This window comes from Sphingomonas flavescens (assembly GCF_030866745.1).
GTDB classification, from domain to species: Bacteria; Pseudomonadota; Alphaproteobacteria; order Sphingomonadales; family Sphingomonadaceae; genus Sphingomicrobium; species Sphingomicrobium flavescens.
On record NZ_CP133016.1, the window covers coordinates 2,352,138 to 2,365,794 of the forward strand.

Below are 13,657 nucleotides of genomic sequence, written 5' to 3' on the forward strand. Positions count from 1 at the left end.
TTATTTCTTCGGCGGTTCGAAGCCCGGCTGATATTCGATCTTCGCGCCAGTCTTGAGGCCCTTCACGCGATCCTGCAGGAAGGTGCCAACTTGCTCCCGCTTCATCGCCGCGATAGCCACTTGGCGCGTCTGATCGGGCGTCAAAGGGTTAGGCTGACGTTCGGTGATCACGCTGGCGACGGCCTTATCGGGGCCCGGCACGATGAACGCCTCGTTCGGCTTAAGATTGGACAGCTGCGTGTAAATTGGCGGCGGGAGAACGGCGGTGTCGATCTGGCGCGTTGAGCGCTGGAACTGAACCTTCGCCCCAGTCAGCGCATCGGCGACCTGGTCGAGCGTCTGAGCCGCCTTCAGCTTGGCAGAAACATCGGCACTGACCGGCAGCGGGTACACGATCTGTGACAGCGTCCAGCTCTCCCGGCGGCCGAACATCCCTGGGTGGCTGGCTTCAAACGCGTTGATTTGCGCCGGTGTCGGAACGTCCGTCGTGTTCACTTTCCGTGAGACGAGCATGTTGATCAGCAGGTCCTCGGTCCCGCGCCGCTGCTGGTTGATGAATTCAGGCGACTTATCGAGGCCGTCCTTCTTCGCCTGCTGAACAAGAAGTTTGCGATCGACCAACTGCTGAAGGACGGCGGCACGCGCCTCCTTCGTGTTCGCTCCTTGAGGCGCGTTCTTGCTCAACGCGTCATTGAGTTCGGCAGCAGTGATCTCTTCACCGTTGACCACGGCGACGGTCTGGCCGGAAGCCTCCTTTTTACAGCTGGCTGAGATGATCGCGACCGAGAGAAGAAATAGAATACGCTGACGCATAAAAGATGCCCCGTTGAATTAGATTAGTTTGAGCCATAGCATGCGCTTTTTAGCCGTTCCAGCGGCGGCGAAGGGGATGCGCATTGAGCACTGTCTATGATTGGGTCTCGCTGGGGATCTTCGCGGGCCTAGTGGTGCTGTTCTTGCAGCGGTCCACGGGCGAGGGTGCAGAGAAGGACGCGTCGCTCTTATACTATCTTGGAGCAGGCGTCGGATGCGCCGCGGCCAATTACTTTGGGAACGAGAAGCAGCACGTGATCGCGATCGCGCTACTTGTCGCAACCATCGGCTTCATCATTTACTTCTTGAAGCCTTTTCCCACGAAGCCGGCAGCGTGACTGTCGGACTTACTATGCAGTGAAGACCCGCTGCATTTGCGAGGGGACGGCAGCAATCATCGCCTTTGTGAATTCATCGATTGCGGCATACGCCGTCGGACCGTCGTCAGATACCGCGGAGATCCTGATCAGGATCGCATCGGGAATGATGCCTTCCAGGTTCTGGATCGCGACTGCCAGTTTTTGATCTCGCCAGCTGGGTGGAATCCTGCTGCCGACGCGAGTCCAATATACGATGTGCTCAGTTCGTCCCTCTAAATCCGCCTCCATGCTATTCGCAGGTATAACCTTCGAACCAACGTTAATCGGATGACGCTTTAACGGCGAAATCTGGTACCCGCCCGCAGTGTAACAAGTTTCCGGACGGTGGATCTGCAAAAATCCTGTCTGGCTTCCATTTTGCGCCAGCAACAGCATGATCGGCGGCCCCTCGCCATCAGAATACACTCGCGTGAGCTGCTGCGCGTATATTGCTTGGGCTAGCTGGTCTTGTGGCGGCACGACTAGTCCGCTCGACGTCACAAACTTCCATCGACCGATTTGTTCGGGGACAAGTTTGTCGAGCTTAGCTTTGCCGAGATAATCAATCCGCTCCCGTGGCTGCCGTGCTGCAGCGACACCGGCGGCAGAGCATAACAACAACCCCACCATGAACTTACGACGGTTCATTTCCGGCTGAACAAACTTGTCGAGGGCCGGCTTCATTGCCCGTAGCTTCGACGTAAGCGGGCGACGATCGGTGTGACTAGCATATCGAACCCGAAGATGGTCGCCAGGGCCACGGCGAACATCAGCAGGCCGGCGAAATCATGAAGGAACCCTTGAGCTGCAGCGTCACCCATGTGGTAGGTGATGAGCACCAACAACAGCACGCGAACAAAGTTGGAAATAACGGCAACCGGGATCGCGGCGATCGCAATGAGAATGAAGGCGATCGGATCGGACCGGTGGCGGAGATACACATAAAACAGGCAGAGTGCAGTCAGTGTGATGATGGAGTTGAGTCCCGCGCAAGCCGCGGCGACCAAGAGTTCGTACTGTCCAATCTGAATAGTGACGCCCGTGCTGGCGACCGGGTAGCCGAACCAATGGAGAAGCGAGACAGCGGACGACGAAATGGCGATTTTGATCGGCTGAGTGATCGCCGCGACCACCGTGTCCGGCGGCGGCAAGGTAAAAGCGAGATAGACGAGCGGAAACCAGATGGCCTTGAGCAGATTGCCACCCCAAAGAAGGTAGGCGCCCGCGATAAGGGCCCCATACATGGAAAATGCTTCGACCTCGAGAATGCCAGTTACGCGAGCCAAGATGAAAAGGCTCGATGTGAAAACCAGCGCGGGCAGCCCGATGAGAAGCCTTCCGGGCGCTAAGTGAAGGTCTTTTCCCTTAAGCTCTCGCCACACTGCCCAGAGGCCGGTGGCTAAGACTAGTGGTCCATGGCCACCCTGCTCAGTCGACCATGTATCGCGCGCGACCTGAAGCATTGTCGGTGTAAGTATTGCCAGGAGCCCGACGGCGAGCACCAAGTTTGCGGCCGAGACCCAGCCCTGCGGGTCTGGCGAAGGCAGGACCTCTGCGGCCGACGACGGCGTCTCGAATTTGATCCTTGCCTCCATGCGCTCGCGCTAACGCTAAACTTTGGTAGTTTTAACCGCAAGTTACGCAATGTCTCGTGTAGAGACGCACTTGGCCGCAACTTAAGATAGAAAGCCACCGTGACACTGATCGTCGTCTTGCTTTTGTTGCCATTCGCAATCCCCACGCTGTGTTTCGCGATAGAGCTTTTCGCGGGCCTGCGGCCAACCACCCGAAGTTCAAGCAAGCCAGAGACTGACGTCCGAGCCTTTATTGTCGTGCCGGCGCACAACGAGGCTTCTGGCCTGCGTGGAAAGCTTGCTGCCTTGAAATTGGCTGCAGAGCCGGTTCCGATTCTCGTCGTTGCAGACAATTGTGATGACTCCACGGCGTCAATAGCGCGCGAAGTAGGCGTCGACGTCATTGAACGGTTCGACAAGAACCAGCGCGGCAAAGGCTTCGCATTAGATTTTGCGCGAAATCATCTTGAAAAAGATCCGCCGGAAATTGTCCTTATCGTCGACGCCGACTGCTCAATGGATGCCCCGAGTATTAAGGCTTTGATCGCGCGTTGCGCCGCAAGCCAGACAGCCTGCCAGGCAATCAACTTGCAGAAGCCTAGCGGGAACGCATCACCGAGCGTCCAGCTTTCTACCTTCGCTTTCTTCGTCAAAAACGTGATTAGGCAGCGCGCGCTGATGCGGCTGGCAGGAAGGGCGAGCCTGCTGGGTACGGGAATGGCGCTTCCTTGGCATCACTTTCAAAAGGCTGACTTGGCGACCGCTAGCATCGTCGAAGATCTCAGGCTGGGGCAGGAACTGAGTGATTTTGGCCATGCTCCGATATTGGTTGAGGACGCGACGGTATGGAGCGCTGCTGAGACAACCGCGAACACTTTAGCGCAGCGGAGACGCTGGGAAGGGGGGTTTCTCGCGGAAGCATTCGTCACTGGCCCGTCGCGGCTCTGGCAAGCAATTCGGCGCCGCGACCCTCAGGCCGCTTGGGCCTCGCTTAGCATCATGGTGCCACCTGTAGCCTTGCTCATGCTGTTGGATATCGTGGTTCTCGCGACCGTTGCGCTGCTGCTGGGGCTCGTCGCTGGTTCGTACTGGACCCTGTTGATTTTGGCTGGCCCGCTGTTCGCTGCCTGCGTTGGCTTGTGGTTGGTCTGGCGAAGCGGCGGCTCACAGTTCGTGAGCGCGAGCGCAATACTGCGGGCACCTCTATATATCCTGTGGAAGCTTCCGATGTATTTGGGCTTTGTTCGAAGGGGCGCACCACGGGAATGGGTTCGGACTAGCCGCGACTAAACGCTGCCTTCGATTGATTTCATCCCGCTACTGAATCGCTTCGCCGATACATCTGGTAATCGGCGTGTTAAAGCCTTCTCAACCATTCGCCTCCACCCTAGCAGCAAATCGTTACAAACGAACGATTTTCTGTTAATTCGGGGTGGGTGGAAAAAATGGTGAGCAATATGTTGCAGCGCGCAGCGTGCGCGGGGCTCGTGTTGTGCCTGTTGGCGACGACAGGTTGCGGGTCTGAGAGCGCCGCTGCGTCGGCTCCGACGGCGCCGCCAGGTGTCACTGTAGCTACACCTGCTAGTCAGCCAGCAGCCACGCCACCAGCCGCAACCTTGGTGCAGAATGCTGCGGGATTGCTTGGCGAAATTGGAGTTGATGACAACTTCGACCTAACGGGCTGGTTGGAGCCGGGTGAGCCGCCAGTCGCGAGTCCCGACGAAGTCGGCGCGTTCCGCTTTAACTGTTTAGCGGGACACGTGGCAAAGGACGATCCCATTGTTTACCCGGGCCGGCCAGGCGCTTCTCACATCCATCAATTCTTTGGAAACACGGATACTGACGCGAACTCGAACTACCAAAGTCTGAGGACTAAAGGCGGCTCAACCTGCACGAGAAGCACCGGTACGTCGCCACAGCGCTCCGCGTACTGGATGCCGGCCATGCTCGATGGCGCGGGTAACGTAGTCAAAGCGGACTGGATGAATACTTACTACAAGCAGTTGCCAGCGAATGATCCCAATTGCGCAGTAACAATGGACCCGGCCGTTACCGGTCGGTGCATTGGGATGCCAAACGGCATCCGTTTCATACTTGGCTATAATATGCAGACAATGAGCGGCGGGCCGGCGGACACGAAGAGTCGCGATTGGTGGGCGATGGGGTTCGATTGTGTGGCCAAGCCAACCGGCGGCGACAGTTTCACAGGCATCAAGCACACGATCAAAGAGATTGTCGATAGCGGCAAATGCCCCGCCGGCGCATGGTTACGCGTGTTCGTCGCTTTCCCGCAATGCTGGGATGGCAAAAACCTCGACACGCCTGATCACCGGTCGCACATTGTGATGCCACCGCAATCGATCTGCCCTGGCGATCACCCCTACCGTATACCCGAAATCGCAGTTTCCGCTTTCTTCACCGTCGACGAGAATTTTTTCCAGGGTAAGTGGCACCTGGCCAGCGATGAAATGATGCCGGGGGCAGTGGCGGGATCAACGCTCCACATGGATTACTGGGAAGCGTGGAGCCCGACCTTCAAGGGCTTGTGGCAGAGGAATTGCATCGACGGCCATCTAACCTGCTCAATCGGCAACGTCGGCGACGGACGGAAGATCAAGGGTATGGGCTTCGACGGCCCGCCGCCCGAGCACGTTCTGCTGCCGGTCTCGTCAATCAAGTAACACTTCCGGATATCCGCTACTCTCTCATTAACCAAAGGTATCAGGGGAATTCGCACCCCTCTCACCTAGGCTGACCCCGTGCAGTCGAAAGATGTCGACACTACGGGGGTTGGGGAATGAAGAGTCGGGTGTTTGTCGCGATTTGCGCGATGCTGATAAGTGGATGCAAAAGCGATACTAGCGCGCCGGTCGCAACGGCGGACGCGACCGGTAGCGTGGCCGCAGCCAAGGTTACGACTTGTCCTGACGGGACAGTCTTGAAAGGCAACAAGAATTGCCCGACGGCTCCGCCGGTCGTCAGTTCTCCGACAACCGTTTCGACGGATCTTACCGCGCCGGCCGGTCTCACTGGCGAAGTTGCGATTGCTGATAATTTTGACCTGAGCAACTGGCTCGAACCGGGCGAAAGTCCAGTCGCCTCACCCGACGAAGTCGGCGCTTATCGCTTCAATTGCCTGGCCGGCCACATCGCGAGAAACGATCCCATCGTCTATCCGGGCCAGCCAGGCAAGTCGCACATCCATCAATTCTTCGGCAACACCAACACCGACGCAAACTCAAATTACAGCAGTCTGCGCACGACGGGCGGTTCGACCTGCACGCGTAGCACGGGTACCTCGCCGCAGCGTTCGGCGTATTGGATGCCGGCGATGCTCGACGGAGCCGGCAACGTCGTCAAGGCGGATTGGATGAACACCTATTACAAGCAGCTGCCGGCCAATGACCCGAACTGCAAAATCACGCTCGATCCCGCCGTCACGGGCCGCTGCATCGGCATGCCCAACGGCATTCGCTTCATCCTCGGCTACAACATGGCGACGATGAGCGGCGGCCCGGCCGACGTGAACAGTCGCGATTATTGGGCCATGGGCTACGATTGCGTAAGCAAGGCTTCGGGCGGGGGCGATAGCTACACCGGCATCAAACGCACGATCACGGACATCTTGGCGACGGGTAAATGCCCTGCTGGCGCGTGGCTTCGTGTGTTTGTCGCGTTCCCGCAATGCTGGGACGGCAAAAACCTCGATAGCGCCGACCACCGATCGCACATCGTGATGCCGCCGCAATCGATTTGCCCTGGCGATCATCCCTATCGCGTACCGGAAATCGCTGTATCAGCCTTCTTCACCGTCGATGCGAACTTCTTCGCCGGTAAATGGCGTCTCGCCAGCGACGAGATGATGCCAGGAACGGTTCCGGGCTCCACCCTACACATGGATTATTGGGAAGCCTGGAGCCCGACGATCAAGGATTTGTGGCAAAAGAATTGCATCGACGGTCACCTGACCTGCTCGATCGGGAACGTGGGCGACGGCCGGAAGGTCAAGGGAATGGGTTTCGACGCACCACCGCCGGATCACGTCTTGGTGCCTATTTCGTCAATCCAGTGACGACTGAGTGGCTCGGTGGCGCAAGCTAAGTCTTGCGGTACCGAGCTTGCACTTCGAACGTGAGAAAGCTTCGGAACAGCCGAAATGTCGTGAGATTGATAGCCCGATAAACGTTCCGCTTGAAGAAACTGAAGTCGTAAAGATCGAACTCAGCCTCTTTGGTGAGGCCGGCGTCCCGGCACCACCGATCGAGCCTCTTATGGGTCATTACCTGAATGTGGGTCTCGTCGAATATACCCAGTGGGTATTCCGGCCAGTCCCCTTTGAAAAGTAGCGGCACGAGCGCTTCGACATAACGGTTGTTAGGGACGCTAATGACCACCCAACCGCCTGGCTTAACTGCTTCCATCAACCTTCGGAGCCTCAGCCATGCCATCGGCATGTGCTCCAGCACATCGGCCAGTATTAGGCCGTCCAGCGAGTTTGCCTCGAACGGGGTTTCGTCAGCCGGCTTGATCACACGTGCGCTCGTCAAGCGCGACTTTGCCACCTCGATTGCTTCGGCAGAAACGTCCACGCCGTGAACCTCTCTGCCGTCGCGAACGAGCTGCAATTCAGTCGCCGCGCGCCCGCAGCCTATCGTTCCGATAAGTTTCCCGTCAGGCGGGATCATTCGGTAAATATCGGGACGAGGTTCATCCAGATATTGATAGTCACTCATCGGATCCCCCGCTCTAGTAACGCCGAAGCAGGTTGTAGCCGCGGCGCAGCAAGGCAGCGAGCGGCTTCGTTGCGCTCACGCGATCGAGCAACATGCTTCCGGGGGTGATGTCCGACGGCGAGCTCCGCTGCCTACCAAGGGTCGGAAAGGCCGCGACGGTGACATACTCGGGATTCAGCATCCGGAACACGGTGTAGGCTCCATCGACGTGCATGGGTCCGTAATCGGGCGACCCCGCCGGGCGAGTCAAAATGCCTTCAAGAAAATTGACCAATGGCGCGATGACCCGGGCTGAAAAGCCCAAGCAGGACGCAGTCATCACCGGCTCATTCGGCGAAAGTTTCTCGAGGCCTTGCCGGCCATCCGCCGCAAGTACGTGCGCGCCGTAGAAAAAGTCCCACGAGCTGGCGTTCAAGTTGGTGGCCGTTTGGCTCAGGCGGTTCCGGCCGTCGCGGTTGAAATCGAGGTCGTCCTCAAGTAGTAGAAGGCTCCCGGCTTTGGCATCTCGCGCCGACCTCAGCACTGCGAGGTGGCTCTCGAAGCAGCCACGAGCTCCGAGGCTTGGGAATTCACCGGGCGCGCCTGGACGTCGAGCAACATAAAATTGGAGGTTGGTAGCCGAGGCGCCGATGCGGGTCAGCTGCGCGGCCATCTCCTCGCGTCGATCTGGCCGGTCTACCAGATTAATGACACGTACTTGGCCAAAGGAGTCAAAGAACGACGTGGTCAAAGAACGGCTCCAACAAAGCAATTTTTTGACTTTGTCGGAGGTCGCAGCAATAGCAAGACCATAGAATTCAGCTGACTAGCGCGTTCCAATGTGAGCCAGTGCTGTTTCTCCCGCGACAAGGTCTACCGATTTCCGCGCAGCGGTGGCATTGAGGTTGCAAAGGGGGGGCATGCGACAAAAAGTCCAGCGTTTCGGGAAGCATGACAATGCGTTTGGCTTGCTGCGCCTGATCCTCGCGTCGCTCGTGATCGTTTCCCACACGCCTGAGATCGTGGATGGGAACCGCAATCGCGAGCTTTTTACTCGCGTATTTCACACGATTTCGTTCGGTGATTTTGCCGTTAACGGCTTCTTCGTGATCAGCGGGTTTCTCATCACAGGCAGCTACCTAAGCAGTTATAGTCCGTGGTCGTACCTGTGGAAGCGAGTGGCGCGGATCTATCCCGGGTTCATCGTCGCTTCGCTATTTTGTGTGCTCGTCGTAGGACCAGTCACCGGCGCTTACTTCACTGGAGGGTTAGTTGGCGCGATAGTTTCGATCGTTGGGCACATCGCATTGCTCTTGCCGCCTGCGATGAAAGGCGTCTTTCCCGGAACTAATTATGCCGTCCTAAACGGCGCGGCTTGGACCATTCAGTACGAATTTGCCTGCTACCTAGTCATTATTTTACTGGGACAACTTAAAGTCCTTCGGTCCGGTCCATTCGTCGGATGCGCGGCAGTCCTCTGTTTAGCGCTGGCAACCTTTGCGCCTTCAGCCGGCGAATTTCTGAATAGTCTACCATTTAACAATCTAATTTTGATCGGTGACCGGATCGCCATCCTACGCCTTCTAGGCCTCTTTCTGGCAGGCGGATTTTTTTATCTTAAGCACGATCAGATACCTGTAAAGCTGAGTTACGTGGTCATTTCAGTAGTACTTCTTTCAATCTCATTGCGCTCTCCCACTTTTGTCAATTTTGGTTTCGCTATTTTTGGGGCCTACGCTCTAATGGCGATCGCTTCTCTCGGGTCGGGAACGGTTTTGTCGAAGATTAATAACCGTAACGACATCTCTTACGGTGTTTATTTGTACGCGTGGCCGATCGAAAAAATGCTTATCTGGGCCGGGTTTGGCACTAGCGTACTGTTTTTGGGGACCGCCACGTTTGCTCTGGCTGCCATCGCCGGGGCCGTAAGCTGGTTCGTGATCGAAAAACCCGCCATGAAACTTGGGCGTCCTTCGATATATCAACAGTTTGCACGGCGCGATGGGGGTCTACCATCGACCCATGATCTGAAGAGAGAGAGTCCGCCGCCGGGCTCAATTTGATTGACTGCGCGTAGTCATAGTCCAACACCAATCTGCCACGCGATAAAAATGCGGTGCGTAAGGCGGTCAGCCATAAAGGTTAAATGTTCGCATTGAGATGGCCGGTCGTTTTTAACTAAGCGTCAACCGAAGAACTTCAGCTAATCCATTTCGCCGATCGTAAAATGGGTCTCCAAGCTGATCGCATGCGTCGACCTTAGACTGCCACAGACTACGATCTTGAGCGAGCGCCAGAACCCCGGCGGCGATGCTAGTTGGATCATCAGGCTTTACTTCTACGGAGGCAGGTCGAAGTAACTCGAGCGCCGGAACCACACAATTAGTCACAAGGGGACGATAAGAAAGGATCGCCTCCACTGCACTCATTGCCAGACCTTCGGTGAAACTGCTCTTCGTAGGAACGATTACCGCTTGGCAGTCGGATCGCAGGGCGACCTGTTCCTCGCCGTTCACAAATCCAAGGACGTCGATGGGCAAACCTTTCGCCTCTTGCCGCAATCGATCGACAGCGGACCCGTCTCCGCATATCGTCCAGTGAACTATGTTTCCGCAGATTTTCGCTGCCTCCACAATATCGAAGACGCCTTTGTCTACTTCGACGCGACCGACATACAGCACATTGAAGGGTGCCTTGAATTGCGGCGGACTTATCCGGGCAAAATATTCCCGGGTGAACTGAGCGCGCATTTGGTGGCCCCGGCCCACTTGCCTGTAGACTGCCGGCGAAACGCTGATCGGACGACTCAGCCTGATCGCTGCTTTCGAAAGGGGAAGGGTTAGGCGTGATAAAGCGGATTGTCCCTGCACAGGCCTCAAGGTGTTATGAAAAACAGGCACAACACGCATCCCCGACGCGCTGAACAGCGCCAGCATTGGAAGGGGCATGGTACCGCTGTCGATGATTGCTGTGTCAGCGTTAAAGTTTCGAGCTAAGCGAAGCAGTCTCAATCCGTAACGGATATGTTCGAGGTGCCAGCGCACGCCGTGAGCTGGCCAACGTGGCTCATGTTTGATCACGAAGCGACCGTCAGTGGTTGATTGTCTATCAGGATGCCCCGAAACCATCATGCAGTCAGCGCCTGCTCGATCTGCGAAAGTGGCAATTTGACCGGAGAATGGAAGCGCGACGCTGTCCTCGGTGCCCTCCCGCCAATGGCGATGAGCCTCCATAAAATCGGCGCCGGCCGACGTGGCGTAAAACAGGCGCACGACGTCAGCTATCGCGGTGCTTGGCGGCCTTGAAGAAACCCCAGGCTATGAACAGCCAGAAGATCCCGCCTATGAATTTCTCAACCACCAAACCTCGCTTAATGACGATTGCGAAATTATAGGCAAGCCACAGAGCAGCGAGGCTCCTGCGTAACTCAATAATTTGCGCCGCGCGTCGCGGAAACCTAGCATCATTCAATGATATCGCGAAACACCCCCTACTCATGAGACCAGACGCCAATTGGTTTGCGGTGATCGCCCTTTTCGGGTGGCCGCTTGTGTGCCCTTATCTGTTTACTAAGTTGCCGTTTGCGAAAGCGGTCATCTGGTCTTTGCTTGGCGCTTATTTCCTCTTGCCTTCGGCGTTGGACATCGATCTCCCACTGCTGCCGTCTCTCGACAAGATGAGCATCACTGCGGTGGCAGTTCTGTTGCTATGCTGGGTATATGGCGCGGAAGCGCCTCGACCGACGCGATCGCCGATGCTCTACCTATTCGCCACGGCGTTCATCATCTCGCCGATCCTGACCAGCTTTACGAATAGCTACGAGTTGTCGACCGCGGGTAAGAGTATTCCCGGATACTATCCATTGGATGGTTTGAAATTTGCCGGCCGCAATGTTCTTCTTCTGGTCCCGATGTATATCGGCTCGCGCTTTCTCTCGACAAACTATGCGCGGGCGGCCCTTCTCAAGGCGATGCCGGCAGTGGCGCTGGTCTACAGCCTGCCTATGCTCTTCGAGATCCGCATGAGTCCGCAGCTCCACCGATGGGTTTACGGCTATTTTCCGCACGAAAGTTTCGCGCAACAGATCCGGGGGGGCGGTTTCCGCCCGGTCGTGTTCCTCAACCACGGCCTGGCGCTCGCGACCTTCATCGCGCTTGCACTGTTGGCGACCGTCGTCTTGTGGCGAATGAAGGCCCGGATATTCGGGCAAGCGCCGGCGCTGGTCGCGCCTTATATCGGTGGCTTGCTCATTCTGTGCAAATCGCTGGGGCCGGTCATCTACACCGTGATCTTCGCACCGGTGATCATGTTCCTGCGGCCGCGATCATGGGTCAAGATCGTCTGTGCCGCATCCTTGTTCGTCTGCGCTTACCCATTCCTCCGTAACAACAATTTGAGTCCGCTCGACTTGGTCTCGAAGGTCGCGAGTTCCGTTAGCGCCGATCGGCTCGCTTCCTTCGACGTACGCGTTGAGAACGAGGACGCGCTGCTTGCCAAGGCCAATGAGAAGCCGTTTCTGGGGTGGGGCGGCTGGGGCCGAAATCGCATTTTTGATCAGTGGACCGGGCAAGACATCTCGGTGACCGATGGCGGCTGGATCATCTATTACGGCGTTTTCGGCTGGTTCGGATATCTGTCGCTGTTCGGCCTGATAGCTGTCGCGTCATTTCGAGCCTTGAAATACATCGGAAAGCAGATGACGCCGGAGAACCTCACTCGCGGGGGCCTGGCATTGTTAATGGGAGTCTATGTGCTCGATTCCATTCCAAACGGCGCCCAGCTTACATTGATCTTCATCATCGCTGGGTCGATCGCGAGCACAGCGAAAGAAAAGGCGTCACGACCATTGCGACCGTCCCAACTGGCGGTCGGGAAACCGGCAACGGTCTGATCTTCAAAGTTTTGGGAAGATCGCCAAGGCGGCCATGTCGATTAGTAGGCCGACTATCAACCCCGCCACGATCGTCGCGACAAGCGATAATTCGCGCCCCCAGCGGATCTGGTGAAGCTGCGACATCCGGAACAGTCCGAACGCGTAGATGGGGATTTCGAGTAACCCAATTGTGAAGACGAGAACAGCCGGCTGGCCGCGGAAGAAAGCGAGGCCAGCGGCGCCCAGCAGGCAAACAACGCGCAAGACGTTGAATTCGAGCGCCACTCGCTGATGACCGCTCGCCACCTGAACCGATTCCATCGACCGCGTCGTCATCTGCAATGCGGTACTGACAGCGAGGATCGATAGATAATGCGCGGCTGGCAGATAGCGCGGGTCATAGAGGATGCGGATCAGCAAGTCGGCGACCCCGACCAATGCTCCTCCTCCGAATGCATATAAATAGAAGAAGCGGCCCCAGCAGCGGTAATAGGCGTTCGCTATCGAACGGGACCCGCGCGTTGCGACTGCTGCAGCAGGATAAACGATTGCTCCTGCGTAATTTGCAGCGAATGCGATCGGTGCCGCCGATAAAGACGCAGCAATAACGTAGATGCCAAATTGGCTGAGCGGGAGCATCCGAGCCAAGACGAGTTTATCGACCTGCCCGATGATGAGTGTGAGCGCACTTGAGACAGCAATAACCTGAGAAAACTTCCACAGGTCAGCGGCAACGGTCCGGTCGGGCCGAAAGCGGAAACGGGAGCCAGGGAAAAGAATGTAGCCGGCCCAAAGCTTCATCGCGCTCGCCACGAACATCGACGCCACGATGGCCCAGACGTTTCGAAAAAAGAACGCGAGAATGATCGCGGACAGCGTTTGGCTGGCGGCACTAACCAAGTCGATGAGCGAATAACGCTGAACGCGCCCGTCGCGAAGGCCGCGGAACTGGTGCAGCGTCACCTGTCCATCGATGATTAGTACAAGCGATGCGACCAGAAGGGGTAAGGTGAGCTGCGGTTTTGCAAGCGCGACGGACAACGGCCAGGCAAGCGCCATCCCGATTGCGGCTAAAACAAAACCGCGCACCGCGTGGATCGTCCACACAGAACTCAGAAAGTCAGGGTCGTCGCTGCGCTGGTGACGCACAACGTAGGCCTGCAAGCCAATATCGGTCACCATGTTGATCATGTAAAAAACCGACATGATAATGCCAGTGATGCCGTAGACCTCCGGCGCGAGCAGACGGGTCAGGCAAACTGTGCTGACGATGCGCAGCATATTTGCGAAGATTGTGCTCAGAGCGAGCGCTGAACTGCCCGTAAG

Annotated in this window: 13 protein-coding genes; 6 read left to right on the forward strand and 7 right to left on the reverse strand. The window is 56.9% G+C overall.

Annotated elements, in window-relative coordinates:
• Complete coding sequence (locus QU596_RS12070) at window positions 1–813, reverse strand: EpsD family peptidyl-prolyl cis-trans isomerase (protein WP_308515795.1); 813 nt, start codon at window positions 811–813, stop codon at window positions 1–3.
• A gap of 83 nt (window positions 814–896) precedes the next feature.
• Between QU596_RS12070 and QU596_RS12075 the strand changes: the two genes are divergently transcribed.
• Window positions 897–1,151, forward strand: coding sequence for an XrtV sorting system accessory protein (locus tag QU596_RS12075; RefSeq protein ID WP_308515796.1), 255 nt, complete (start codon window positions 897–899; stop codon window positions 1,149–1,151).
• Window positions 1,152–1,163: 12 nt separating this feature from the next.
• On the opposite strand, the gene epsI is transcribed toward QU596_RS12075, so the two are convergent.
• A complete protein-coding gene (gene epsI / locus QU596_RS12080; protein ID WP_308515797.1) occupies window positions 1,164–1,856 on the reverse strand; it encodes an exosortase-associated protein EpsI, V-type in 693 nt (230 codons plus the stop codon).
• Complete coding sequence (gene xrtV / locus QU596_RS12085; protein ID WP_308515798.1) at window positions 1,853–2,767, reverse strand: exosortase V; 915 nt, start codon at window positions 2,765–2,767, stop codon at window positions 1,853–1,855. The genes epsI and xrtV overlap by 4 nt, the downstream gene beginning before the upstream one ends.
• Window positions 2,768–2,866: 99 nt before the next feature.
• On the opposite strand from xrtV, the gene QU596_RS12090 reads away from it, so the two are divergent.
• The 3 genes from QU596_RS12090 (at window position 2,867) to QU596_RS12100 (ending at window position 6,818) form a co-directional block, all read left to right on the forward strand.
• Entirely contained in the window at window positions 2,867–4,036 is a 1,170-nt protein-coding gene (locus tag QU596_RS12090) for a glycosyltransferase family 2 protein (protein WP_308515799.1), read from the forward strand.
• 329 nt (window positions 4,037–4,365) lie between these two features.
• Window positions 4,366–5,427, forward strand: a complete 1,062-nt coding sequence (locus QU596_RS12095; protein WP_308517994.1) for a DUF1996 domain-containing protein — start codon at window positions 4,366–4,368, stop codon at window positions 5,425–5,427.
• Between the two features lie 116 nt (window positions 5,428–5,543).
• Complete coding sequence (locus tag QU596_RS12100; protein WP_308515801.1) at window positions 5,544–6,818, forward strand: DUF1996 domain-containing protein; 1,275 nt, start codon at window positions 5,544–5,546, stop codon at window positions 6,816–6,818.
• A 25-nt stretch (window positions 6,819–6,843) separates the two neighbouring features.
• On the opposite strand, the gene QU596_RS12105 is transcribed toward QU596_RS12100, so the two are convergent.
• On the reverse strand, window positions 6,844–7,479 hold the full coding sequence (locus tag QU596_RS12105; RefSeq protein WP_308515802.1) for a class I SAM-dependent methyltransferase: 636 nt from the start codon (window positions 7,477–7,479) through the stop codon (window positions 6,844–6,846).
• A 13-nt stretch (window positions 7,480–7,492) separates the two neighbouring features.
• Entirely contained in the window at window positions 7,493–8,131 is a 639-nt protein-coding gene (locus QU596_RS12110; RefSeq protein WP_308515803.1) for a hypothetical protein, read from the reverse strand.
• A gap of 247 nt (window positions 8,132–8,378) precedes the next feature.
• Between QU596_RS12110 and QU596_RS12115 the strand changes: the two genes are divergently transcribed.
• Window positions 8,379–9,521 carry an acyltransferase family protein gene (locus QU596_RS12115; protein WP_308515804.1) on the forward strand — a complete coding sequence of 381 codons (1,143 nt, stop codon included), beginning with the start codon at window positions 8,379–8,381 and terminating at the stop codon, window positions 9,519–9,521.
• A gap of 111 nt (window positions 9,522–9,632) precedes the next feature.
• Here the strand turns inward: QU596_RS12115 and QU596_RS12120 are convergent, their stop codons facing one another.
• The gene (locus tag QU596_RS12120; RefSeq protein ID WP_308515805.1) at window positions 9,633–10,730 is read right to left on the reverse strand and encodes a glycosyltransferase; all 1,098 of its coding nucleotides are present in this window, start codon (window positions 10,728–10,730) and stop codon (window positions 9,633–9,635) included.
• Window positions 10,731–11,032: 302 nt separating this feature from the next.
• Between QU596_RS12120 and QU596_RS12125 the strand changes: the two genes are divergently transcribed.
• The gene (locus QU596_RS12125) at window positions 11,033–12,349 is read left to right on the forward strand and encodes a hypothetical protein (RefSeq protein WP_308515806.1); all 1,317 of its coding nucleotides are present in this window, start codon (window positions 11,033–11,035) and stop codon (window positions 12,347–12,349) included.
• 3 nt (window positions 12,350–12,352) lie between these two features.
• Here the strand turns inward: QU596_RS12125 and QU596_RS12130 are convergent, their stop codons facing one another.
• Complete coding sequence (locus tag QU596_RS12130; RefSeq protein WP_420030922.1) at window positions 12,353–13,612, reverse strand: oligosaccharide flippase family protein; 1,260 nt, start codon at window positions 13,610–13,612, stop codon at window positions 12,353–12,355.
• Window positions 13,613–13,657 lie beyond the last annotated feature (45 nt).

Bases quoted from the DNA above. Each gene is read 5' to 3' on its own strand.
- QU596_RS12070 (WP_308515795.1), bottom strand. From the start codon at position 813: ATGCGTCAGCGTATTCTATTTCTTCTCTCGGTCGCGATCATCTCAGCC.
- epsI (WP_308515797.1), bottom strand. From the start codon at position 1,856: ATGAAGCCGGCCCTCGACAAGTTTGTTCAGCCGGAAATGAACCGTCGT.
- xrtV (WP_308515798.1), bottom strand. From the start codon at position 2,767: ATGGAGGCAAGGATCAAATTCGAGACGCCGTCGTCGGCCGCAGAGGTC.
- QU596_RS12100 (WP_308515801.1), top strand. From the start codon at position 5,544: ATGAAGAGTCGGGTGTTTGTCGCGATTTGCGCGATGCTGATAAGTGGA.
- QU596_RS12105 (WP_308515802.1), bottom strand. From the start codon at position 7,479: ATGAGTGACTATCAATATCTGGATGAACCTCGTCCCGATATTTACCGA.
- QU596_RS12110 (WP_308515803.1), bottom strand. From the start codon at position 8,131: ATGGCCGCGCAGCTGACCCGCATCGGCGCCTCGGCTACCAACCTCCAA.
- QU596_RS12115 (WP_308515804.1), top strand. From the start codon at position 8,379: ATGCGACAAAAAGTCCAGCGTTTCGGGAAGCATGACAATGCGTTTGGC.
- QU596_RS12130 (WP_420030922.1), bottom strand. From the start codon at position 13,612: ATGCTGCGCATCGTCAGCACAGTTTGCCTGACCCGTCTGCTCGCGCCG.